General features: G+C 64.1%; 20 protein-coding genes and 2 pseudogenes. 7 read left to right on the top strand and 15 right to left on the bottom strand.

What is annotated here, in order from left to right:
• Positions 1-94: 94 nt before the first annotated feature.
• The 3 genes from ACFX59_RS17295 to ACFX59_RS17285 form a co-directional block, all read right to left on the bottom strand.
• Complete coding sequence (locus tag ACFX59_RS17295; RefSeq protein WP_387434129.1) at positions 95-1,294, bottom strand: FAD-dependent oxidoreductase; 1,200 nt, start codon at positions 1,292-1,294, stop codon at positions 95-97.
• A 9-nt stretch (positions 1,295-1,303) separates the two neighbouring features.
• Positions 1,304-2,914, bottom strand: a complete 1,611-nt coding sequence (locus tag ACFX59_RS17290) for an ABC-F family ATP-binding cassette domain-containing protein (RefSeq protein WP_387434127.1) — start codon at positions 2,912-2,914, stop codon at positions 1,304-1,306.
• A 120-nt stretch (positions 2,915-3,034) separates the two neighbouring features.
• Complete coding sequence (locus ACFX59_RS17285; protein ID WP_387434125.1) at positions 3,035-3,982, bottom strand: NAD-dependent epimerase/dehydratase family protein; 948 nt, start codon at positions 3,980-3,982, stop codon at positions 3,035-3,037.
• Between the two features lie 89 nt (positions 3,983-4,071).
• On the opposite strand from ACFX59_RS17285, the gene ACFX59_RS17280 reads away from it, so the two are divergent.
• Positions 4,072-4,950 carry a LysR family transcriptional regulator gene (locus tag ACFX59_RS17280; RefSeq protein WP_387434122.1) on the top strand — a complete coding sequence of 293 codons (879 nt, stop codon included), beginning with the start codon at positions 4,072-4,074 and terminating at the stop codon, positions 4,948-4,950.
• A gap of 265 nt (positions 4,951-5,215) precedes the next feature.
• Here the strand turns inward: ACFX59_RS17280 and ACFX59_RS17275 are convergent, their stop codons facing one another.
• Positions 5,216-6,736 carry a hypothetical protein gene (locus ACFX59_RS17275; protein ID WP_387434120.1) on the bottom strand — a complete coding sequence of 507 codons (1,521 nt, stop codon included), beginning with the start codon at positions 6,734-6,736 and terminating at the stop codon, positions 5,216-5,218.
• Between the two features lie 144 nt (positions 6,737-6,880).
• Here ACFX59_RS17275 and ACFX59_RS17270 point away from each other — a divergent pair, with 144 nt between their 5' ends.
• The 3 genes from ACFX59_RS17270 (at position 6,881) to ACFX59_RS17260 (ending at position 9,843) form a co-directional block, all read left to right on the top strand.
• Complete coding sequence (locus ACFX59_RS17270; protein ID WP_387434117.1) at positions 6,881-7,399, top strand: hypothetical protein; 519 nt, start codon at positions 6,881-6,883, stop codon at positions 7,397-7,399.
• 5 nt (positions 7,400-7,404) lie between these two features.
• Entirely contained in the window at positions 7,405-8,637 is a 1,233-nt protein-coding gene (locus ACFX59_RS17265) for a toll/interleukin-1 receptor domain-containing protein (RefSeq protein WP_387434165.1), read from the top strand.
• 93 nt (positions 8,638-8,730) lie between these two features.
• Positions 8,731-9,843, top strand: a complete 1,113-nt coding sequence (locus tag ACFX59_RS17260) for a helix-turn-helix domain-containing protein (RefSeq protein ID WP_387434114.1) — start codon at positions 8,731-8,733, stop codon at positions 9,841-9,843.
• 233 nt (positions 9,844-10,076) lie between these two features.
• Here the strand turns inward: ACFX59_RS17260 and ACFX59_RS17255 are convergent, their stop codons facing one another.
• The 5 genes from ACFX59_RS17255 to ACFX59_RS17235 form a co-directional block, all read right to left on the bottom strand.
• On the bottom strand, positions 10,077-10,265 hold the full coding sequence (locus tag ACFX59_RS17255; protein WP_387434112.1) for a hypothetical protein: 189 nt from the start codon (positions 10,263-10,265) through the stop codon (positions 10,077-10,079).
• Positions 10,262-10,795 (bottom strand): DUF2971 domain-containing protein, encoded by a 534-nt coding sequence (locus ACFX59_RS17250; RefSeq protein ID WP_387434110.1) that lies wholly within the window; start codon positions 10,793-10,795, stop codon positions 10,262-10,264. Before ACFX59_RS17250 ends, ACFX59_RS17255 begins: the two co-directional genes overlap by 4 nt.
• Positions 10,796-11,275: 480 nt before the next feature.
• Complete coding sequence (locus ACFX59_RS17245) at positions 11,276-12,826, bottom strand: thioredoxin family protein (RefSeq protein WP_387434107.1); 1,551 nt, start codon at positions 12,824-12,826, stop codon at positions 11,276-11,278.
• A gap of 23 nt (positions 12,827-12,849) precedes the next feature.
• Positions 12,850-15,012 carry a TonB-dependent siderophore receptor gene (locus tag ACFX59_RS17240; protein ID WP_387434104.1) on the bottom strand — a complete coding sequence of 721 codons (2,163 nt, stop codon included), beginning with the start codon at positions 15,010-15,012 and terminating at the stop codon, positions 12,850-12,852.
• A gap of 75 nt (positions 15,013-15,087) precedes the next feature.
• A complete protein-coding gene (locus ACFX59_RS17235) occupies positions 15,088-16,209 on the bottom strand; it encodes an OsmC family protein (RefSeq protein WP_387434101.1) in 1,122 nt (373 codons plus the stop codon).
• A 339-nt stretch (positions 16,210-16,548) separates the two neighbouring features.
• Here ACFX59_RS17235 and ACFX59_RS17230 point away from each other — a divergent pair, with 339 nt between their 5' ends.
• Both ACFX59_RS17230 and ACFX59_RS17225 read left to right on the top strand, forming a co-directional pair.
• Positions 16,549-17,133, top strand: coding sequence for a zinc-binding dehydrogenase (locus ACFX59_RS17230; protein WP_387434098.1), 585 nt, complete (start codon positions 16,549-16,551; stop codon positions 17,131-17,133).
• A gap of 48 nt (positions 17,134-17,181) precedes the next feature.
• Positions 17,182-17,325 (top strand): annotated as a pseudogene (locus tag ACFX59_RS17225) (recombinase family protein); the annotation flags it as partial.
• Here ACFX59_RS17225 and ACFX59_RS17220 read toward each other — a convergent pair.
• Complete coding sequence (locus ACFX59_RS17220) at positions 17,325-17,669, bottom strand: winged helix-turn-helix transcriptional regulator (protein WP_387434095.1); 345 nt, start codon at positions 17,667-17,669, stop codon at positions 17,325-17,327. The pseudogene ACFX59_RS17225 and the gene ACFX59_RS17220 sit on opposite strands and share 1 nt — an antisense overlap.
• Before the next feature lie 65 nt (positions 17,670-17,734).
• Entirely contained in the window at positions 17,735-18,034 is a 300-nt protein-coding gene (locus tag ACFX59_RS17215) for a hypothetical protein (protein ID WP_387434092.1), read from the bottom strand.
• Between the two features lie 162 nt (positions 18,035-18,196).
• Here ACFX59_RS17215 and ACFX59_RS17210 point away from each other — a divergent pair, with 162 nt between their 5' ends.
• Positions 18,197-18,544: a winged helix-turn-helix transcriptional regulator gene (locus ACFX59_RS17210; RefSeq protein WP_387434090.1), complete on the top strand. Its 348-nt coding sequence runs from the start codon at positions 18,197-18,199 to the stop codon at positions 18,542-18,544.
• Positions 18,545-18,678: 134 nt separating this feature from the next.
• Here ACFX59_RS17210 and ACFX59_RS17205 read toward each other — a convergent pair whose 3' ends face one another.
• From ACFX59_RS17205 to ACFX59_RS17190, 4 genes and pseudogenes are all read right to left on the bottom strand, one after another.
• Positions 18,679-19,854, bottom strand: a complete 1,176-nt coding sequence (locus ACFX59_RS17205) for a hypothetical protein (protein ID WP_387434088.1) — start codon at positions 19,852-19,854, stop codon at positions 18,679-18,681.
• A 39-nt stretch (positions 19,855-19,893) separates the two neighbouring features.
• Entirely contained in the window at positions 19,894-20,490 is a 597-nt protein-coding gene (locus ACFX59_RS17200) for a recombinase family protein (RefSeq protein ID WP_387434085.1), read from the bottom strand.
• Positions 20,491-21,082: 592 nt separating this feature from the next.
• A pseudogene (locus ACFX59_RS17195) lies at positions 21,083-21,400 on the bottom strand (transposase); the annotation flags it as partial.
• A 639-nt stretch (positions 21,401-22,039) separates the two neighbouring features.
• Positions 22,040-22,201 (bottom strand): hypothetical protein, encoded by a 162-nt coding sequence (locus ACFX59_RS17190; protein ID WP_387434082.1) that lies wholly within the window; start codon positions 22,199-22,201, stop codon positions 22,040-22,042.
• Between the last annotated feature and the right edge of the window lie 251 nt (positions 22,202-22,452).

Raw genomic sequence — 22,452 nt, 5'->3', positions numbered from 1 at the left:
CTATCTCCCCTCGAACCAGCGGTCGTTGTGAGCGATGGCCAACGCTTGGTCGGAGACCACACGCTGCATTCCTCCATTCCGATGCGCGGGCTCGCTAACCGAACAGCGGCTTCAGCGGATTACCGATGAGGCCGCTGACCATGGCCGCCTGGATGCGGGTGGCTGGCCAAAGCTTCGACAACGGCCCGACGATGCGGTCGCGCACGAAGGGGATCGCCCGGCTGTCGGACTGGTAGACGGGCGTGAACAGCGCGGTCAGCGCCTGGTACAAATGGACATGCCGCCGCCGCATGGCGATCGCCGCACTGAGCGCCGCCGCGACATCCGGTGATCGCCGCAACGCCAGCGCCAGGGCATAGGCATCGAGCAGCGCCATGTTCGCGCCCTGGCCCAATTGCGGGCTGGCCGAATGCCAGGCGTCGCCGATGTGGATCATGCCCGCCTCCGCAGGCGTCGATAACGTACGATGTGCATAATGGGCGAAGGTGAGTTGATCGGCTGATCGGATCTGGTCGAGCAATCCTCGCGTTGCTGGCCATAGTGCGGATACCTCGGCCTTCCAGACGTCGAGCCCGGCCGCCCTCCATTCTGCCAGCCGATCCGCGCGCAACGACCAGAACAACGCGGCCTGTTGGCGCAGGCCGCCGGGAAACCGCCCGATGGGCAGGACGCCGACCATCACGCTCGCGCGCCGATAGCGCTGTTCGAGTGCGCCGGGATCGAAACCGGCATCGGCGGGCCAGTCCAAGGTGCCCCAGAGCGCACCATAGGCCAGTTTGCGACCGCAGGGCGGCGCCATCGGCGTCCGCGTGCCGAGCGCATCGACGATCAGGTCGAATGGCCCGACGCGGCCACCGCCCTCCAGCAGCAGGAAGCGGCGGTTGTCTGCTGCCATCTCGCTCCCCGTCACCGCGCATCCGGTTTCGATGGCGATCCGCTCGGTAGCGACGGCCTCGTGCAACACGGCGAACAAGGTCGCGCGGTGGACGCCGATGCCGAACCCTGCGCCTTTGCCGAGCGCGGCATAACGCACGTCGAGGACGACCCGGCCGCTGCTTCCCGCCTCGCCGTGGAGGCGATCGATGCGCGCACCGTGTTCGAGCAGCGCGTCGGCCAGCCCGAGTTCGCGCAGAACGGCAAAGCCGGTCGGCTGGATCATCAGCCCCGATCCCACCGGGCGGGGCGCATCGAACCGCTCGAACAGCGTGACATGGTGGCCATCGCGATGCAGCAGCAACGCCGTGGCGAGACCGGCCGGGCCACAGCCCGCTATGGCGATATGAAGACGCTGCATCGCGCCAGCCTAACCGGGCTCGGGCTTGGCGGCATCCTCTTTGATGCTGGTGACGGCCACGGACCGCTCGATGCCGATCGCGTTCAGGAAGCGAGCGTCGTGGCTGACCACGAGCAGCGCTCCGTCGAACCCCCGAAGCGCGTGTTCCAGAACCTCGATCGACTCGATATCGAGATGGTTGGTCGGCTCGTCGAGGATCAGCAGCCAGGGCGGCTGCGGTCCGGAGAGCGCGGCGGCCAATCCCGCCCGCAGTCGTTCCCCACCCGACAGCGTGCCGACGAGCCGCTGGGCATCACGGTTGCGAAAGGCGAAGCGCGCGCAGGCGGCATGGACCGCCTCTTCGTCCAGCGTGGGGTGGAGGCGGCGCAGGTTGCCGACGATGGTGTCGGCGGCGTCGAGCAGGCCGATATGCTGGTCGAGCATGGCGATCCGATCGGCGCGTCGGCGGACCGTACCGCTGGCCGGTGCGAGGTCGCCCGTGGCGAGGCGGAGCAGGGTCGATTTGCCGGCACCGTTGCGACCGGTCAGCGCGACACGCTCGGGCCCGCGGATCGTCAGCGACGAGGGTCCGAAATGTCGGTCGCCATATGCGACGGTCGCTTGCTCGATCGCGAGCACCTCCGCCTGCGACGGCAGGCCGGTGGCTGGCAGATCGATCGTCAGCGGCGTCAGCACCTCGACTCGCGCCTGGGCAGCGTCTCGGGCTTGCACGGCCTCCTCGATCTGTCGTTCGGCGAGGCGGCGGGCCTGTCCGCCGCTCTTCTCCGCGCGCTCGGCGCGGGCACCGAGCAGGATCTTCGGCTCCGACCCCTTGGCGGCGAAGGTGCGCCCGGCCTTGTCGCGCCGGTCCTTGGCCTCGCGGGCCGATTGGGCGGCCAGGCGGGTGGTACGGAGCGCGGCATCGGTGCGGGTCTGTTCGGCCTCCACACGGGACCGTTCGGCATCGCGTGCCGCCGCAAAGGCTGACCAGCCGCCGCCGCCGATACGGATGCCGATCGGGCTGAGTTCGACGATGCGGTCCATGGTTTCGAGCAGCGCGCGATCATGGCTGGCAACCAAAAGGCCGCCACGCCAGCCCGCGATCCAGCGTTCGATGGCGGCTCGGCCTTCGGCGTCGAGATTGTTGGTCGGTTCGTCGAGCAGCAACAGGTCGGGCTTGGCGATCGCCAGCCGGGCCATGCCGACCCGCGTCCGCTCGCCGCCGGAAAGGCTTCCCATCGGGCGCTCCAGGGCGATGCCGCCGAGGCTGACATCGGCGAGCGCGGCATCGATCGCCGCCGGCAGTGTCCAGTCAGCGGCGTCGAAGTCTGCCGCGGTGCCATCCCCGGCTTCGATCCTTGCCAAGATCGACAGCGAGCGGTGGACACCGAGCGCCTCGGCGACGCTATCCCCGTCATGCCACAGCTGGGCAAGCCGGTCGACCGTGCCCGCGCGGTGGATCGTGCCGGACAAGGGAAGCGCTGCGCCCGCAATGATGTGCAGCAGCGTCGACTTGCCGGATCCGTTGCGCCCGACCAAGCCGATGCGCTCGGCACCGACCGACAAGGTCAGATCATGGAAGAGCGGTCGGCCGTCAGGCGTGGCGGCGGAAAGGTTGGAGAGAGTGAGGAAGTTCGACATGAACACCGTGGCGGACGGAAAGGGCAGGGCGGGTGGCGCTGATCTTCCGGTCGTTCATGGTCGTGGCTCCTTCGGTCTCGCCACTGGTATAGACGATGGCGGCCCCCACGTCACCCGCCGTCAGAGACAGCCGAGGCCCGCCAGCGTCACCCGCACCGCTTCGGCGAGGGGCGTGTGCGGTTCCTGCCCGAGTTCCGACACGAGGCGGTCGTTCGCCAGGCGCACCGGCTGCTGCCAGAGATAGCGCATCTCCATCAACTCGCGTGGCGTCGTGGCGAACAGCGCGGCCAAGCGAAGCTGCCACCAGGGCATAGGGCGGATCGGCACGGCCGGGTCACCGAGCGCGCGGGCAATCGCCTCGACCATCCGGCGACCGTCCGGATCCCAATGGCCATCCATGTGGAAACGCGCGAAGGCCGGCAGGTCGGGCCGGTCGAGCAGCCGCGCCATCGTCTCGGCGACGTCGGGCAGGTACGCCCATTGATGACCCACCCCGCGCTTTCCGGGATTACGGATCACGCGGGGCCGGGAGCCGCGCGTAATCAGTCCCTGACCGAACCAGTTGTTCGCGGCGCCGGGGCCGAAATAATCCCCCGCGCGGACGATCAGGACCTTGGCATCGCCAGCGTCGGCGGCTGCTTCCAGGCGCTGTTCCAGTTCGACACGGATCGCGCCCTTGCGGGTGCGCGGATGCTGTGGGGCATCCTCGGCGATCGACGGAAAGGCATCGGCGCCGAAATTATAGACCGTCCCCGGCAATAGGATACGGGCCCCGCTGGATTTCGCCGCCGCCAGCGTGCTGTCGAGCATTGGCAGGACCAGTGTCTCCCAGTCGCGATAGCCCGGCGGGTTCACGGCATGGACGATGACGTCCGCCCCCATGGCTGCGGCAATCACGTCCGCCGGGTTCAGTGCATCGCCCCTCACGCCGATGCATCCCTCGGGAAGGTGCGCGGTGTCGCTTCGGGTCAGGGTCCGGACGATCCAGTTGCCGGCAAGCAGTCGACTGGCCATCGCCCCGCCGATCCCTCCGGTAGCGCCCAGGATCAGGGCTGTTCGCTGTGTCATCATCGCCTCCATCGATACGGCGGCGATGATGGTGGCAGTTCAGCGCAACGAAAATTGCTGAAAAGCGGCAAGCCGCTATACGTGAATCTATGAGCAACGAACCGAGCTGGGACGTCTATCGAAGCTTCGCAGCCGTGCTGCGCGAGGGATCCTTGTCCGGCGCGGCTCGGGCGCTCGGCATGACGCAGCCGAGCATCGCCCGCCATATCGATGCGCTTGAACAAGCGATCGACGGCAAGCTGTTCGTCCGCTCGCAACGAGGGCTATCGCCGACCGATCATGCGTTGTCGCTTCGTCCCCATGCCGATGCGCTGGTGGCTGCTGCGGCTGCGCTAAGGCGGTCGGGCCGCGGCGGTCCGGATGCCGTCTCCGGCGTCGTGCGGATCAGCGCCAGCCAAGCGGTCGGCGTCATGCACCTGCCGCCGATCCTGACGGATCTCCGCCGAGCGCATCCCGCGCTGACGATCGAATTGTCGTTGTCCGATCAGCCCGATGATCTGCTCCAACGCCATGCCGACATTGCGGTGCGGATGTTCGAGCCGACTCAGAAAGCTCTAGTCGCCCGCCACGTCGGTGATGTTCGTCTCGGTTTCCACGCACGCCGCGATTATCTCGACCGGCGCGGCGTGCCGAACACATTGGCCGATCTGTCCGGCCACGACCTGATTGGCTTCGACACCGAGACGGATTTCATCCGCGCGGCCATGCGGCACCTTCCGGGTATCGACCGGTCCGCGTTCGCCTTGCGGGTCGACAGCGATGCGGCACAGTTCGCGGCTATCCAGTCGGGATTCGGGATCGGAATTTGCCAGGCTGTCGTCGCCGAGCGTGATCCGGCGCTAATACGGATTCTTGCCGATGTGCTGGACCTGCCCCTGCCTATATGGATCGTGATGCACGAAGATTTGAAACGCATCAGGCGATTTCGTGTCGTGTTCGATATGTTGGCGAAGGCCTTTATGCGCTGACCCCGATCTAACCTTTTGATCCAGTCGTTGGGGTTGGTGAGGCAGGCATGTCGTCGGATCTTGGTGATTCCAAGACTTTCGTACGCCTGCCGGCATCCGAAACTCTTCAGGGAAGCGGTATGGCCGCTTTCGAACTGCGCTAGCGGTGAGTTGCCGTTTGTTAAGGCAGCGGGGCAGGGAAGCCCGAGGCGCTCGCCGAGGGTGATGGGCGGAATGGCGGCTAGCCGGCGACGATCCTGCCTATCCGGCTACCCGCCTCGTGCACTTACGTGCTGGCACCTGCGCGTCCTGGAGCGGCTCGCATACGTTTCTCCTCGAGCATAAACCAGTCGAACCAGCCGGCGGCACCATCGGCAGGCAGCTTCTGAGCGGCAACCAACTTCGGAATTGCGATATCCCGGGCACCTGCGGCCGACAGGCCGGTCGACTGCATGATCCTATAATGCTCCAGGCTGATATCGGAGGCGTGGCGGTGATGGGACCAGTAGTCGGCCACCCCAGCCATCCAATCGGTGTTGGCGTCGATGGAAAGGCCGATGAGTTCGGCGGAGAGGGCGTGACGCGTGTGTGGCGCCGGGCCTTCGATCAACCCCCGGAGCTGCGCGAGGCTGAGGCATTCGTCGACGTTCCCGGGCCGGATCGTCAGGGCATCGCTTAGAATCTGGCGGCAATCCTGACACATGCCGATCTGATAGTGGCTGGCGAGTACGATCGGCCCGGGATGATATAGGCCGCGGCGCGAAAGCGAGTGCGGGTCAGTTTCGGCGCGGAAGTCGTTCACGGCCATGATCGAAGCAGTCCAGTCGCCCTCGTTCGACTTTCGAACGATCTCGAATTTAGTGCGCGCGCAACACGGACAGCACCAGCCGTCATCGCTCTCACGCCACCAGCGTGAGCTGCTGTTGCGCGCGGCGTCGAGCCGCTCGAACGTTGCCTGGTCGGGCGCTTGCACCTTGCGTGAGGCTTTCGACTTGGTCGTGCTCCAGCGACCGGCGGTGGAGCGCGATCGGGCGATCAGACCAGCGGCGATCCCGTCGATCTTGGCGCGGGCGCTCATTACTTCGTAGCCGAGCGCGAAAAACAGTTTCCGGTCGTCCGTGCTCTGTCGCAGCGCGAAAGACGCCTCTTCCCGCTCGTGCTGCCCCTGTCCGATACGATCCCCGAGCATCTCGGCGAACTCCGTTCGCTGGGCGAGGTCGGCGCTGACCTCGTCCCAGATCTCCTCACCGGCAGCGACGTCCAGCCGATGCGTCCGATTGGGTTCGACCACCACGAAGCGAGCGATTTCGCTGGGACGAAAACTGAAGTAGCTGGGCACTTGCTTGCCGAGCTGCGCCTTCATCGCCGCATCGGCCGCATTGCAGTCGTTGCACAACAGGGTTTCCGAGAAGCGCTCGATCAACGGTAGCGCCGCCGAGATCGATCGGGCGGCTCGACGCTCGACTTCGCCCGGGTTTCCCGTAAGCTGCGCCCTCATGAGCCTGCTCGCATGGTCGCGCAGGTGGTCGTGATGCCAGTCGAGCTGGCAGAGCAGCACATTCTGTTCGGTGAGACGGGCGAGCTCGATCTTCGCGCGACCGCAGGCGGGACAGGTCCAATCGGTCCAGTTCTCAGCCCACGCCTCATTGAGCTCCAGCTTGTCGGTGCCAAACATCGATAGGAGCCAGCGGGTCTGGGTGCTCCATCGTCCGTCTCGATGACGAGCGAGGACGTGTGCCTGGACGTCGTCATCGCTCATCGTCTTGAAGTCGGGGATCGCGAGTGAGATCGACCGCGTAGTCACCATCTTCCGTTCTCTTCCTTACGAACCACACCATACCGACAGTGGGATCGGGCGCAGGCAATGTTGCCAGCCTGTTCCGATCCAGGCTAGACCTCACGTCAGGTCAGATCACCCTGCCGGGAGATCAGCAGAATAGGACAGGCGTGCGTGAACGAGGACCTAAGTCCCCTTGCAGAGCGGCTCGGCAGACACATGGCCGAGCAATGTGCCGACGGACTCGTCGGGAACTTCGGCGAGGATCTAGCGGCATCCTTTCCGGACGAGGATGTCGACGCGATCGCCGCGGCGCTTGCGGAGCTGCAAGGTGAGGGGCTGGTCGAACTTTCCCGGATGATCAACCTCAAGCTGCCCCGCGTGAGAACGACCGTCGCGCTGTTCGTCGCCTGCGATGCGGCGATCACCGGTCGGAGCCCTATCGAGGACTCGGTCGTCCTCGCGCACATGCTGCTGGCGGATCGTAACCTTGGCGGCAATGCGCGGGACCTTGAGGCGGCGACCGGATGGGAACGTCGCCGGTTCAATCCCGCTTTTGCCCAGATCGTGCCGTGCATCGGCAAGGGCCGGATCAGGAACGCCGATCAGCCCGATTACCCGGTACTTGGCGTCCTGGTCGGCGACGATGATGTGGTCGCCCTGCAGCGCTACATCCGGGAGCGGGTGCGGTGATCAAGATGACGTATAACGGCCGCTCCTTCGACGCCAAGCGCTTTGCCTCGGACATCGAGGCGAAGGCGCTGGAGATGGGCGTGCAAGCGCTGATCGAGAAAGTGCGGGGCGCAGCGGCCTCGATCATCGACCCGGAGACGGAGCGCCACGCGGACGTGTTCGTCGATCGCTTGCCCGGCAACAAGGTCGCGCTCCGCACGACCGGTTCGCCTGCTTTCGCTCGATTGGTGGAGGATCGATTGGGCGTGGAACGAGGAACGGTGACGATGACGGTGGCTGCCGGGGGTACGGAACACCCCAAGATCTATCTTGCCCACGCGAGCGAGGATAAGGCGCAGGTTCGCCCGATCGCCGAGTATCTGATGGCCAACGGTGTCGAGGTCTGGTTCGATGAGTGGGAAATCGATCCCGGCGACAGCCTCCGCCAGAAGATGGAAGAGGGCCTCGGGGCTATGACGCACTTCGTCGTCGTGCTGACAAAAACCTCGATCGTTAAGCCCTGGGTCGCCAAGGAGATCGACGTCGGATTGGTGCGGCAGGTCGGCGGAAAGAGCCGCTTCGTGCCGCTCGTTGTCGACCTGGATCCGGCCGCGCTGTCGCCTTTCCTCCAGGCCATGCTTTTCCTGAAGCTCGATCCCTCCAACGAGGCGGAGCTGAAGGCGCTCGTGGATCGGCTTCATGGTGTGAGCCGAAAGCCGGCGCTGGGCGAGGCTCCGCAGTATGTGAAACCCGCGCCCCCCGGTCTGACCGGCTGGTCGCAGGCGGCGATCGCAGTGGGGCGCCACATCGTCGAGACCAGCGTCTCCGCGATGGCCGTCGACCCGATGATCACGCTTGCCGGGCTGGCGGAGGCGTTCACCATCGCGGAGGATGATCTGCGTATCGCGCTCCTCGATCTGAGAGGCGGGGGCTATCTGCGCGAACTGAATGCGCGCGGTCACTACGCGCCGACGCCGGCGTTGTTCGTCGACTTCGATGAGGCGTTCATGCCCTTTAGTCCAAAGGACGATGCGGGCGTACTCGCCAATCGCATCATGAACGGCGAGACGCGCAGCGTGCAGACGAAGCAGCTCGCGGAGGAACTCGGTTGGGAGCCGCGCCGCATCAACAGCGCGATCTGCTATCTGGAGCGTGTCGGCGCGATCGAGACGTGGACGGCGCTTGCGTCGGCACCGTGGCGAGCGGTGAAGCTTCTTCGCACCGACGAGACGCTAAGGTTCGCCCGTAACCATGCCTGAACGGACAGCGCCTTCGTCGCCGGCAGGAGCATATACGGCCGCCGGTGCCACTGCGGCGGCCCTTCGTCGAGCCGCCGGAGTCGGAGAAGGGGAATGATCAAGGTCACGGTCATGAACGAGCCGGGAGTGCCGTCACGATCGCCGGAGACCATCACTCCGGTAACGGTCGCAGCGATCGCGAAAGGCGATCTGCAGGAGGGGCAAGACCTGGACTTCAAGCGCGAGGTCCACGTGGACAAGCCGGAGGCCAAGGCGCGGCTGCTCGATGATGTCGTGGCATTCCTCAACCGAGGGCCAGCCCGGCTCTTGATCGGGGTCGAGGAGAGGGGAGGGCGCTTTGACAGCTTCCGTCCCCAGCAGGGTGACCCCGATAAGGCGGCGCTCCGTCTACAATCGATCATCCAGGACGGCGTCTCGCCCACTCCTGTCAATATTCAGGTGGTACCGCTGCACCTGGAGGGCGGTTTCATCCTCGACGTCCAGATTCCTCGCCATATCGGTGGGCCGTTCATGAATCGTCTGACGGGTAGCTACCTTATTCGGTCGGGCGCCCGTAACCTTCCAATCGAACCGGCGATGTTGCGCAGCCGGTTCGTGGACGAGGCAAGTCTGCTGACGCGACTCGCTGACCTGGCCGCGGCCGAAGACAGCGCGCTCGCCGGCAGCAGCAGAATCGAGACGCGACAGGCGTTGCGGATCGCGATACTTCCTGCCGAGCACTTCGATCATCGCCGCGCCGCGTTCGCGCAGGACGGCCCCGTCCGCCATCCCGGGCCTGTGTTTCACGAACATTCCGATCCTTGGTTCAAGGTTACCGAGGATGGTCATGAGATTTTCGCGCAAGATCTGCGCTCCCGCGGAATCGAGCGCTTGTTCGTGCGCGACGATTGGTTCGTTCATGCCCATGCGGCTTTCGCGATCCAGCAGTTGAGCGGAGAGGGGAGGCTTGGTCTAGCCGAATTCGAGGAGGGGACGCGGCACTACCTTGATGCCTTGGCGGACTTCTTCAAGCAGCAGGGCCTAATCGGACCGTTCGCGATCACCCTATTACTGCAAGGGCTCACTGGGGACGACCACTTCCACGCTTGGTTTCGTCAGCTTTCCTCGATTCGCATGCTTCGCCCGCGGTTAGTCGGCGCAATCAATGACCCGGAGTTTGTCGCCGACTTTCTTCGTCGCGTCCGACAAGCTTCATTGTATGGCTGAGAGGCTTGGTGCGGCCGATCAGGCGATCGAATCTCCACAGAAGGGGTACAGCGAAACCGAGGCCTCGCCGTCAGAAGAAGGCTTCCCCCCGCTGTCGGTTGAACCAATCGGCAAGCGCGTCGATTCGTTCAACGCCGTCTCCAAGCTGGGGATGGGCGGGCCGCCGCGTAGTCACGCTGAAAACACCTGTCGTACACAGGAGAGCAGGCCGCAGTGGGCGGGTTGGGCTGCCCTTACTGGGGTCGTTCGACGTCCTTGAAAGCTTCGTGAACTAAGCGGGCGCGGCGTGGATACGACGACGCCAACTCGTCGATGTAGAGTTCGCGCTTTGCAAGCGTGAACCGGCCTGCCTGTTCGCGGATCTCGAAGAACCGCACCCGGGAATGGCGCGCTTCCAAAGCCCTGATCACGGCATACTTCACCGCATTCCAAAGTCGATTTCCTCAAGCTCAATTGGAGAGTCGTGAAGCCCGCGCGGCCCGATCAAGCGCCACTCCTTCTCGTAGCGCCATTCGGCAGCCTTGCGCAGCAGCACGGCTTCTTCGGCCTGTTCGCGGGCGGCGCTGTCGCCGTCGAGCATTCGTCCGACAGCGCTCGCCTGTACCAACCGACTGCCAACATAGCTGATCCTGTGCAGGTCTGACCGGACGTCGTCGGGAATGGAATAGCCGACGCAAAGCCCGCGATGCTGGTCGCCATAGTGGCTCCACATCAGCGGACAGTGCGCCCGTTCAGCCAGGGATAGCACGCCCTTGTCGTAGCGCTGGAGCAGCTCGCTTTCGACATAATGGCCGAGAAGAAACAGTTCGGGATCGGCGATCTCATAGGCCGGACTAGTCGCATCGTAGCGGATGCGCTCGATCAACCGCGCGGCCTCGCGCCGGCTGTGCCGCGAGATATGCTCGATCGTCTTCGGTCCCCGGTATCGGATGGTCTTGGCGGCCGCCGACATCTCGGCTTCGGCGCGCTGCTCGGCCAGGCGGATAGAACAATCCCTCCGCGCGGTAGTGCTTGTCCCGCGTCGGCCTGTTTTCCATCGTCACCAGAGCGCCGGCGGGAAAGGCCACGACATCCCCTGGTCTGGCCAGGATCGAGCCGAACGCTGGATGATGGATCTGCTTTTCGCCCGATTGCACCAGGCAGACGAACGCACGCGAGATGAAGACGTCGTCCATCGGCACGGCAGTTGCTTGGCCGATCGTCACGGCCACCACCTCTTCCGCCCCCGCCATCCGCATTCGCAAATCTGCCCCACCAAGTTAGTTCGATTCGGCGTGACCTCGGCTCACCTTCGCTGTCCAGAAGTTTCTCGAAACGCGATCGTCGTGGATAGTCTTGCTCCGTCCGACGTCACTCGATCGAGGCGTCTCAACGATCAGGGTTAGCAAGACGGCACCGATCGGCCGTGTCTCGATCATACCGCGACGATTCGTTAGGCGATCCCTGGCGGGAGCCAGTTGCGGCATGCGGTGGCGACCGCCGCATCCTGTTGTCCCGAACAGCTTTTCTTTCCGGCGGTCCGCAGCCGCGCCAGCGTCGCGCTACCGTTCTGTTCGGTGCCCCACGCGGCCAGTGCCTTGCCCAGCTTTTCCAGCCGCGTCCGGGTTCGTTGCCGGTATCCTTCGGGTTGGCTGGCCAGTTCGCTAATGACCGCGCCGGACGCCTTTTCGATCGCGGCATGGTCGGTGGGCGTGAGGCGCAGCAGTCCCTCGACATAGGTCACACCCCACTGCACCCGACTAGCCGGGCCTTCGGACGTTTCGTAGCCACGCCGCAGCCAGTCGATCGCCTGCCGCCGGTCGCCGCGCGCCTCGGCCAGTTCGGCGAGCGCTGGCATGTAGTAATAAGGTGTGCGCGACCGTTTGACTTCGGCTTCCAGCAACCGTTGCGCCCCGGCCGCATCGCCGGCATCGGCCAGCAAGTGCGCCGCGCCACTGATGACTGCCTGCCGTTCATAGGGGCTGGTGACGCTGCGGTCGGCCCATGCAACCCTTTCGCGCACTTTGGCCAGCAACGCGGCGGCCGGTGGCGCGGCGGGGCCGGCGCGATCGCGGTACAGCGCGACCGCCGCGTCGACCGATGCAAGCCGCTCCGACGCGACAAGCCGGGTGTCCACGAACAGGGCGTCCAGTGCCCCGACGATCGCTTCGCCGATCCGCTGCCGATCCGCTCCTCCGCCAGGAACCGCACCATTGACGAGTTTCACCGCGCCATAGGATAGCGAGGCGCGGTTGGCCCGGACCTCTGCGGGATCGGCGAGTACCGTCGTCAGGGCGTGGCGCAGCCGGCTGCTTTCTGCGGGAGACAAAAGCGGGGCGGTATCGGGGCGGACGGTTTGCGCCTGTAAGAGGAACTGGCGTTGCAACCGGACGTCAGGGGCGGCCGCCGCCAACGCGGCCAGCGTCGTCGCCGCAGTGGCAGATCGGCTCGGGTCGTGCCACCCCCCATATCCTGCGAGCAACGCCCAATCGTCGTTCGACAGCGATTGCTTGGACCGGACACGCTGCAGCAGCGTATCGACATTGCCGGTGCCGCGATGGACCGCATCCAGTGCCGCCGCGACCTGTGCGCCATCGCCGGTGCCCGACAGCCGCGTCACCTCGCTCCGATCGGGACGCAGCAGTATTAGTGTCGGATAGCCGGTGACGCCGAACCGTTCGCCCCATGCCTGCGCTCCGGGCGTATCGCCGTCCAGATAGACGGGGATGACGTCGCGTGTCCTGCTGATGAAGTCTGGGTTGCGGAACAATCCGGCCTTTAACTGATTGCAAGGCGGACACCACACCGCCCCCCAATAGAGCAGCACCGGCTTGTTCTGTTCGCTCGCCTCCGCAAACGCATCTGCAACGTCGCCGTGGCGCCACGCGATCTCGGTGGCGGCGGTGGCTGTCTTCGGTGGTGGGGACGACCGGTCCTCTTCGCTACAACCCGAAAGCACGAGCAGCGCGGCGGCGGTAAGATACGTCCAGTAGCGCGGGGACATGCGGGTCTCCTTGTCATGCCGGGTCATAGCGAAACCTTCAGGTCGATGCTGGCGGTGCGCGGTTGTCCCGGCGACAGCGAATAGCAGCAGGTGCTGGTACCGCTGTTCCAGTAGCGGGTGTCGAACAGGTTCTGAACCTGTCCGCGCAGCGTAAGTTCGCGCCCGCCGAGCTGGAAGCGATAGTCGCCGCCCAACGTCGCCAGCCAGACCCCGGGGGTATAGACGGTCCAGTCGCGGGGTTGGTTGTTGAAGATCGCGGCCTTGCCCTGATAGCGGACCAGCGCCCTGAGGCCGACGCCGGCCAAGAAGGCGGGGTCGTAGGATGCATCGAACACCGCCGTTACCCGCGCGACGCCGTGCAGTTGCCGTCCGACCAGCCAGCGATTGGTGGCCCGTTCATGCGTGCCGTCGACGAAGGTCGTCGATGCGCCGAGGGATACGGTAGGGACGGGCACGACCCGCGCCGACACCTCGATCCCCTGATAGCGTTCGATCCCGTCCTGCACGAGCCGGTTGTCGTCCGTGACGAAGTTCGCCCCGCGGTCGAGCCGGAACAGCGCGACGGCGCCGGAGAACCGGTCCCATTCCCATTTGGCGCCGACTTCATACTGGCGACTGGCCAGCGCGGGCAGGATGTCGCCGACATTGTCGTACAGGTTGCTGACGATCGTCCCTTCGGACAGCGCCTGGATATAGCTGCCGTAGAAGGTCAGCGCCGAACTGGGGCGATAGAGCAGTGCGAAGGTCGGCGTGACGCCGTCGGTGCGATAGTCGCTGGTACGTTGCTGGCTGCGCCACGCCCATGCACGCGAATGATAGTCGGTGTAGCGTGCGCCGGCGATGACCGACACCGTGTCGGCGATGGTGATCGTGTCGCTGACGAATGCCGATTTCTCCTCGTTCCAGCCCAGCGGCCGGATTTCGAGGTCGCGGCGATCGTCATAGGTCCAGCGGGCGAGGACGGGTCGGAAGATGTTGCTGCCCGCCTGAAAGGTCGCAAGATTTTCGGCATGACGGCCGAGGCTATCGCGCCAGTCGAGCCCGAGATTGAGCTGGTGCGCGAGGCCGAAGGTAGCGAACTTCCCCTCGACGAACACCGAACCCAGTCGGTTGCGGTACACGTTGCGCCCGTTGAACAGGCGCAGCGAATAATCCCCCGCCTGGTTGAGCAGCATGATGCGTTCATAGGGCAGCCGGTGGTCGTTGCCGACCTGTCCGCCGGTCAGCCGGACATACCAGTCGGGGTTGACCTGCCACGTCAGGCTGGTGATCGCGGAATACAGGCGCCCGTCGGTATAGGTATCGCGCGAGGCGAAGCGCGTCCGCCCGCTGACCGGGGCAGGCACCACCCGGTCGCGATAGGTCGGCACCGCCGGGCTGGCATTGCCGCCGACCACGAAGCTGGGTTCGGCGCCGTCGATCTGGTTCCGTTGATAAAACGCATCGGTGCGCCAAGCGATATCGGGCGAGAGGTCGATGCGCAGCCCGATCGCCGCGCCCTGACGCAAAATCTCACTGTCCGCATAGGTCCGGCCGAACTCCCGCACCGCGTTCAGCCGGAACCCGACTGGCCCGACCGTGTCGCCGATATCGACATGCTGCCGGAACAGCGCCGCCGACTGCCACCCAACGCTGATATTTGCGAGCAGCGTCTCGGTCGGCTTCTTGGTGACGAAGTTGATGACGCCGCCGGGGGCGGCATAGCCATAGATGAAGCTGCCGGCACCCTTGAGCAACTGCACCTGTTCGAGGAATTCGGGTGGGGTGTCGGCGCCCTGCGAGTCCCGCAGCGGTACGCCATTGTAGAGTTGGGTCCGTACCGCCGCGCCGCGCACCGTCACCCATTGCGAATGGATGTTGTAGCGGCTGCCGCCGTCGCGGGTCACGCTGGCATCACCGACGAAATAGTCGGCGGTGGTCAGCGCGCGCAGTTTCTCGATATCGTCGCTGTCGACGCTGGTGATCGAGAACGGCGTTTCGAGGTTCGAGCGGGTGCCGAGCGCACCGCCGCTGATTTCCTTCTGCTGCTTGCGGCCGTTAACGACGATGTCGCTGTCGGGACTTTCCTTCGCTTCCTCCGTCTCCGCGGGGTCGGCGCGCGGCGGTGTGCCATCGAGCGGTTCGGCAAAGGCGGACGGTGCAGCTAGGAATGCGGTCGCCGCCAGCAAAAAGGCGCAGTTCTTCATGATTCCCCCCAAGGATAAGATGTGATGTCGGCACCGTCTGCGGTGCAGATCGCGGACGTGCGCCGTGCGGGCGCTTCAGCGCGCCGCGGTAGCCATCTGCGATTCGTACCGGCCGCGTACGATCCGGCCGGCGATCGACTGCGGATCGCGCAACAGGTTGTAGATCGGGCAGGACGCCTCGACTGCGTCGCGCAATCCATCGATCCGCGCGGCCGGTTCGGGCGATGCGATCGCCACAGTATAGGCGATGTCGCGGAACCGGGCCGCCGTCGCCCCGTCGCCGCGCGGCGGCAGGACCGCGCGGGTGCGCACTTCCAGGCCATCCAGCACGATGTTGCGTTTCGCGGCCTCGATCTCGAAAATATGGGTCATGCAGGTCGCGAGCACGCCGACCAGATGCTCTTCGACCGTCGGGGCAAGGCCATTGCCGGCGCGGTCCGCCCGGCTGTCGTGCAGGATATGGTAATTGCCCTTGCCGGTCCGGGCGGTGCGCAGCCCGCTGTGCGGTTCGATACGGGCATGGGCGCGCAGCCCGGTCGGCGGCGCGGCGGTGCCGGCGGCGGAGACCTGCGCCAGTCGCGCGATCGCCTGGCGCTTTTCGACCAGGAAATCGCGCAGTCCGGGCGGCGCACCGGCATCGGGTTGCGCCGCGCTGACGGTCAATCCGACCGGACCGTGGGCGATCGCCTGCGGATCGCGCACGGCGGCCAGCACCGGCGATGCGCGTTCGACATCCTGCCGCAGCGATTCGAGTTCGGCGTCGCTGGCCGACGACGCGATATAGGCGGTGTAGGCAAGGTTGCGGGGATAGGACACCTTGCGCGTGCGGGCGATTTCGGGGGCGTCTGGGTGACTGGTCAGGACGATGTCGATGGCGTCGACGGGCAGCTTGCGCCGTGCTGCCTGGGTCGCGAATTCGTCGGCCAGCGCGCTGGCCAACACCGCCGCGAACGTGTCCCACGATCCCGCTCCCAGATCATAGCCAGCATAGCTGCGGTCGCTATCACTCAGATACTGGAAATCGCCGATCCGCAGGCGTCGTACGCCCGAACGGCTTTCCGCCGTGGCCCGCGTTTCGATGACCTGCTCCGCATCGGGGTTTGCCTGCGCCGCACGTCGGCGGGCCAGCACCTGCCTGAGCGACGGGGCGGCATCCGGTTCGGACGCGAACGTCGGCGACGGGACGGTTGCCAGCATGGCGATACCCGCCAGCACGGCGATCGCACCCCGATGCGAACGTCGTTCTTGTCGTACGGCGCGCGGCCGCAATCGGTTCGGCATGACCCGTTCCCCCTATGATTCTGATCTGGCGCGGCGGCCCTCTCCCCGGACCGATGCATGACCGTCGCGGCCCCGTCTGAGTGCCTCGCGAACCAGGCAAGCTTAGGTCGCCGGCCCGCTTCCCGAAACAAATCATATCTATCAAGTAGGAATAAAAGGGATTGCTGTCACTCGGCCGGTTTCGAGCGGATATGGCTCACCCGTTGTGGGGTAGAGTAAGCCTCTTCATGGAGGGGCTGTTGCACGCTTGGCGGCGTGGTTGACCGTCAAACTGCCGCCGCCGCTCCCCGACGGCGAAGGATCAACACAGATAGGGGCGTTCGCCATCCTCTGGGCCAAGCGCCACGGTGCCACGGTGCCAGGGTGATCGGGACCGTGGGATCGGACACCAAGGCCGCGATCGCAATCTCGCATGGCCTCGATCCGGTGATCTTCGGGCGTGACGCTGACTTCGCGGCTGAAATGTCCAGGCTCACGCAAGGGTGCGGTGTAGACTTCGCGATAGACGGGATCGGCGGAAGTATCCTCGACAAGACCCTGGAATGCGTTCGAAGGTTCAGCACCGTGGCCAGTGTAGGCGAGGCAAGCGGCCCTATTGCGCCTCTTGCTGTCGAAGCGATCGACCCGCTGCGGTCGCTCAGTTTCGCTCGGCCGAGCGTCATGTACTATGCCGCGGACCGTGTTACCTATGCATCGGCGTCTGGAGCCGTGGTCCGTCTGATGGATGCGGGCATCGCCGCCCCGATAGGACGACGTTATCTGCTAAGCGACGCGCGCCAAGCGCATGCCGACCTTGAAGCGGGACTGTTCTCCGGTGCCGCCATCCTGCTGCCGAGGTGATCGCTATCGGCGAAGTGCACTGGCAGGGATCTAACGGGATCACGGACGATGTTGATCGGTTATGCGCGCGTCTCAACGGCCGATCAGGATCTCGCTCTTCAGATCGACGCTTTGACGAAAGCTGGTTGCGAGAAGATTTTCACGGATAAGGCGAGCGGTGCGAAGTCGGATCGTCCGGGCCTGAGCGCCGCTTAGGCGTCCGGCGCTAGAACATGGGCCTCGCCCCATGTCTTCAACGCCATGATGACGGGCTCCAGCGTCCGACCACGCGGGGTCAAGCTGTACTCGACCTTCGGTGGCACCTCCGCATTGACCTCGCGATGGACCAAGCCGTCGGCCTCCAGTTCGCGCAACTGGTTGGTCAGCATCCGCTGCATGCAGTTCTGCAACTGACGGCGAAGTCGGTTGAACCGCAGCGAGCCGGTCAGCAGATGGAACAGCACGACGCCCTTCCACTTGCCGTCGATCAATTGCAGCGTCCCCTCGACAGGGCATCCCGGCCCGCAGTCGAGGCTCAGATGGCGGATGCGGCCCATGAACGGTATCCTTTTCGACACTATGTGCTTCTTATGTGCGTTCTTGCGCCATCGAGCATAACCTATCACCCCGTTTCCGCATAGCCAATCGAGGTAAACGGAGACAAATCATGAAGGCCATCGGATATCGCGTGCCGGGTGCGATCGATCGCGATGACGCGCTTATAGACATTGAACTGGAAAGTCCTGTCGCGGGTGGCCGGGTCGCCGGACTCGACGGCACTCTCACGCAGCAGGACACTGATCTTTGCGCCGTCGATGTCCTTGGCGCGACGCGCCAGGTCGCGCAGCACCGGCATGCCGAGCTCGCTGGCACCCAGGACGAGGATGTTCCGTGACTTCACGGTGGAGGTTGTGTCGTTCATCGTTCTTGCTCGTTTTCACCTTGGTTGCCGCTGATCTGGCAAGCCGCAGACAAGCGCGAAAGATGGGTACATGCTTGATACTACTACTAGTTCCCTGAGCCAGGGTGACATCCCCCGCTACTCGCAAACTGTCTGCGATGGCCGCGCGACGACGACGACGGGGTGCGCCGGGAGGTGCTCGCCCATGCCGGCAACCGCTGGTCGCTCGGCGTCATTCACACGCTCGGAGTGTACGGCCAGCTTCGCCATGCCGAGATCGGCCAGCGCATGCACGGGATTACGCAGCGCATGCTGACTCGCACCCTTCGCCATCTGGAGCGCGATGGGCTGGTGGTACGGCACGACTTTGATGAAGTCGTACCGCATGTCGAATATTCTCCTTCCGACACCGGCTTGGAGCTACTCGTCAGACTGGTCCCACTGTGGACGTGGATTGTTGGGAACGTGGATAGCTTCCGCGCGTCACGGAAAGCGTTCGACCAGAATGATCCTGAGAAAGCGACTCTTTGAGGCCATCGGCTCAAAGGGTTTGTCTGCCATATGAGCCGGTCAAACCGGATGCTCGCAGTTGCTAAAAAGTGTCACAACCGAACGGTTGTAACACCGCTATCACCGGTGATCGGTGTCAGTTTCCGAAGTCGATGTCAGCGAACTACCGTACCCAATGTCAATGGTTGGGCTTCTGCCGAGGTTCTCCATCCGTTGAGGGCTGGAACGAGATCGGCCGGCAACTGCCGCCATCTATCGGTCAAGACCGAAGCCAGTGCGGAATTTTGGCGGACCTTTCCGAGAAAAGTCTGGTCGAACGCTGGTTGGGCCAATTCGGGCTGTAGTTCCAGCAGTGCATCCCCACCAACCGGCTCAGTTTTCAACGCATCGGAATAAGCTTGAACAGCAACAGTGACATCTCCGATGCAACGCGCCCATTTAGTTCGCAGTCTGATGGTAGGATCGATCACAAACCGCTTTTCCTGTGGCTCGATGCCAGCGTTTAACGGCGCCGCAGCGGCAGTTGATTCCGCAGTCCGACCGAGCTTGTACAGCGCGCAAGATCTGATCCATGCGAACTGACGATCGCTTCCTTTGACACGCGCATTGCTGGTGAAAAGGCCGTCCGCGCCCGGCGCTGCAAAACTGCTTTGCGCAGCATCGATGGCGGACAAAGCCTCACTGGCGCGACCAACATCGAGAAGCATTGCCGCGCGATTGACTTCCAGATTTAGTTTTGTGCGATCCTTCCCCAGTGGAGGTATGCTGTCTTCAATTATATGGATAGCGGCCTGGACATTACCTTGAACGTACTGCGCTTTTGCCAACCAAGTAGAAATAGCCGCCCATTCAATCGGTCCCCACCTACCTTTCTGTGGAGCAGTGCCGCGTGCGCTTTCCATCAGGTGCGTTGCTTCTTCAATACGGCCTGCGTTCAGCAGCGCATCCGCCAATAGAAAGGTACCACGAAGCGCGGGACTTACCGTTGATCCAAGGCTTGTATCCGCATCCTTCGTGCGGCCCTTTTCAAATACCTTCCTAGCGGCACTGATATAATTATCGCGCAAATTTTTAAGGCCGGGTCCGCCCCATTCGATTATCTTTGGCCATATCACAGAAAGGTGTTTGTCGGCGAGTAGCGCCAGAGCGTCGTCTAGGCTTTTAATATCGACGGTATTAGACATGATTCGCGATTGAACAGTTAGCGTCGCTGTCGTCGCAGAAAGCGGATGGAAGATGATGTTCGTGAATTCATCGGCGGCCTGAACCGGCGCAGATGGCGGCGTACCGGCTGAAACCTGTGCGGTAGCGAGGGCGAGTGCAACGATCATCGAATACCATCCTTTCTTCTTGGTTTGGGATGTTGGTCGTTAAGCTTGGGAGATCAGAAAAGGCGTGTCAGGTGCCGGATTTCGAAGGAGAGCCAATTCACGGTATAGTGTCGACCGCCCAAGCCCAAGCTGCTTGGCGGCCTGCGCAGGACGGACACCCGCCTCGACCAATTTGAGCGCCGACGCGAGCTTGTCGGTGTCGAGCGTCGGCCGCCCCGGCACCTTGCCGCGCGCGCGCGCAGCGGCAATGCCGTCGCGGGTGCGCTCCACGATCAGTTGGCGTTCAAAATGCGCGATGGCACCGAAGACGTGGAACACCAACTCGCCGGCGGCCGATGACGTATCGAGGCGCTCCTCCAGTGACCGGAACGCCAGCCCGCGTGCCTTGAACATGTTGATCGTCTCCAGCAGCTCCTTGAGCGAGCGGCCGAGCCGATCGAGGCGCACGACGCAGATTGTGTCGCCGGCACGGCAGAAACCCAGCATCTCGGTCAGGCCCGGCCGATCGAATCCCTTGCCGGACATGATGTCGTCGAACACCCGGATCGCGCCGGCTTCCTCGGTCAGCCGGCGCCGCTGCACCTCCAGGTCTTGGTCGCTGGTGGAGACGCGGGCATAACCCAGCATGTCCGGCATCGTGTTACCCCTCGTCCCTAATCCGCTCGGTTTGTGGACGAGCGGGCCAGCGCTCGCAAAATCCGGCGTCGACCGTCTCTAAATACTGTTCACAAACCCGTCGTGTCCAGAAAATCTGAACCGCATTTTATGGACGAATTCCGGATCGCAGCGGATTACCCAGCGTGCCACAATCTTGGTTCGAGCATGGCAGCGGGCGTCGGTCATGTTGCGGAGCCGGCGGATCGACTGACCGGTGCCGCTCGACAGTCGATCCAGCAAGGCTTGGGGCGGATCGTCCGCGCAGCGATCAAGGTCGCCGACGTTGCAGCCGAGGCCATATCAACAGAAGGTCGCCACACCCATGCCGTAGGTGTCGGCCAGTCTGCGGACGTAGGTGTCGAGCCTCTCCAACGGACGCGGTTGCGGATGCAGCGGCCAGCGCGGGCGCGGTAGGTCGTCCAGCAGCTCGACTTCATCGAACACGGGGGAAGGACGCTTCGAACAGGGCGCGCCGCTCGTCCGGCCCACGATAGTCGCACCCGTCGAGCATCACGCGGTCGATCCGCTCGCGTCCGTGCAACAGCGCATGGACCGGCGCGGCGGTCAGCAAGGTCGAGTGGTGGGGCACGTTGCCCTCCAGCCCCAACCGGCAGAACCAGCGATAGGCCAGGTTCAGATGCACCTCGTCGCACAGCCGCCCCTCGGACCGAATGCCCATGCAATAGCCGATGATGAGCATTCGGATCATCAGCTCCGGATCGATCGAGGGGCGACCCGTGTCACTGTAGAAGAGCTTCAGTTCCTCGCGGATACCCGACAGGTCGACGAACCGGTCGATCGAGCGCAGCAGATGGTCCGCCGGCACGTGCCGCTCCAGGCTGAAGCTGTAGAACAGCGCCTCCTGCGCCACCGTCCGCTCGCCTATCATCGGCCCGTCTCCGCTTGCTTCGCGAAGATTGAATCAAACCATCAGCACGACTGCAAAACGGCCTTTTTCAACACAATCGCTCATCAATTGTCATTCCACCCATCGAGGATCTAATCGCTGATCGGTTGGCGCAGCATGCGATCGCGAGTAAAGCCGACGCTTCGCGTCTTTTGCAGGCCCGAGCGCTTTTTAAGATGGCAGAAGGGATTGACCGGCACTATCTGATAAAACGAATCGTTGAGGAAGGCGGAGACCCTGCCCTAGTCGGGCTATAGGTGGATCATGCATACATTTACGCTCACTAATTTCATGGCGGATGTTCAGGACCGTGCTCGCCGTTCAGGCGTAGCCGACCTACCCGTTGATGCCTTGCGCAACAAGGGTGGGCGCCGTTCGTCGAGGAAGCGTGCCCTCCTAGCTCGTGCAAATGCACGTTCGCATGGAAACGCCGCTGGGATCGTAAGTTACATCTGATAGATTGGCTGACCTGCAAACACTGTCAGGCCACCCTACTACCATCGCCTCAACGATCGCCTGCATCAGGACATGACGCGGCACCGGCACCCCGACCGACACATAGCCAGGATTATGCGCTGACCGCGTGCCGTGCAGGTTGATCCACTTGCGGCCATGCTGCCGTCAGGCACGCTGTAGCGGCACCACAGGCAGCAGCGGGCACATCCCGGCCGGGGCATAGGCGTACCCGATGAAGTCCGCTGCCAAGGACTTCTGAATCCAGCCAGGCACGCGGCGCGCTTCGTCCGACCAGCGCTCCAGCAGGACGTCCGGCCAGTCGTGCATCCGCACCTTCTCGTCGACCGTGTACGTCCGCCCGCAGGACAGGGTGAGCAGCCGGTCTATTCCGCCCCTCTGCGCCCATCTGAGCTGGCCCCCGTTTCGACCGGACAGATCTAAGCCTAGGAAGGAGGCTTGGGGCTATCCCCTGAGCATAGGCTTATGTCCGTGTCCGAGATTATCACCGACGGCGGTCGTCGCCGTCACTGGAGCACGCCTGAGAAGCTGAGGATCGTCGAGGAAACGCTCGATGGTCG

Origin of the sequence: Sphingomonas sp. NCPPB 2930 (assembly GCF_042867205.1) — a bacterium.
Taxonomy (GTDB): Bacteria; Pseudomonadota; Alphaproteobacteria; order Sphingomonadales; family Sphingomonadaceae; genus Sphingomonas.
The sequence above is the reverse complement of the archived record's forward strand: the minus strand, read 5'-3'. Positions and strand labels throughout refer to the sequence as shown.

Coding starts and splice junctions, on each gene's coding strand:
- ACFX59_RS17295 (WP_387434129.1), bottom strand. CDS start 1,294: ATGCAGCGTCTTCATATCGCCATAGCGGGCTGTGGCCCGGCCGGTCTC.
- ACFX59_RS17290 (WP_387434127.1), bottom strand. CDS start 2,914: ATGTCGAACTTCCTCACTCTCTCCAACCTTTCCGCCGCCACGCCTGAC.
- ACFX59_RS17285 (WP_387434125.1), bottom strand. CDS start 3,982: ATGACACAGCGAACAGCCCTGATCCTGGGCGCTACCGGAGGGATCGGC.
- ACFX59_RS17280 (WP_387434122.1), top strand. CDS start 4,072: ATGAGCAACGAACCGAGCTGGGACGTCTATCGAAGCTTCGCAGCCGTG.
- ACFX59_RS17275 (WP_387434120.1), bottom strand. CDS start 6,736: ATGGTGACTACGCGGTCGATCTCACTCGCGATCCCCGACTTCAAGACG.
- ACFX59_RS17265 (WP_387434165.1), top strand. CDS start 7,405: ATGACGTATAACGGCCGCTCCTTCGACGCCAAGCGCTTTGCCTCGGAC.
- ACFX59_RS17260 (WP_387434114.1), top strand. CDS start 8,731: ATGATCAAGGTCACGGTCATGAACGAGCCGGGAGTGCCGTCACGATCG.
- ACFX59_RS17250 (WP_387434110.1), bottom strand. CDS start 10,795: ATGTCGGCGGCCGCCAAGACCATCCGATACCGGGGACCGAAGACGATC.
- ACFX59_RS17245 (WP_387434107.1), bottom strand. CDS start 12,826: ATGTCCCCGCGCTACTGGACGTATCTTACCGCCGCCGCGCTGCTCGTG.
- ACFX59_RS17240 (WP_387434104.1), bottom strand. CDS start 15,012: ATGAAGAACTGCGCCTTTTTGCTGGCGGCGACCGCATTCCTAGCTGCA.
- ACFX59_RS17235 (WP_387434101.1), bottom strand. CDS start 16,209: ATGCTGGCAACCGTCCCGTCGCCGACGTTCGCGTCCGAACCGGATGCC.
- ACFX59_RS17220 (WP_387434095.1), bottom strand. CDS start 17,669: ATGGGCCGCATCCGCCATCTGAGCCTCGACTGCGGGCCGGGATGCCCT.
- ACFX59_RS17215 (WP_387434092.1), bottom strand. CDS start 18,034: ATGAACGACACAACCTCCACCGTGAAGTCACGGAACATCCTCGTCCTG.
- ACFX59_RS17205 (WP_387434088.1), bottom strand. CDS start 19,854: ATGATCGTTGCACTCGCCCTCGCTACCGCACAGGTTTCAGCCGGTACG.
- ACFX59_RS17200 (WP_387434085.1), bottom strand. CDS start 20,490: ATGCCGGACATGCTGGGTTATGCCCGCGTCTCCACCAGCGACCAAGAC.
- ACFX59_RS17190 (WP_387434082.1), bottom strand. CDS start 22,201: ATGCACGACTGGCCGGACGTCCTGCTGGAGCGCTGGTCGGACGAAGCG.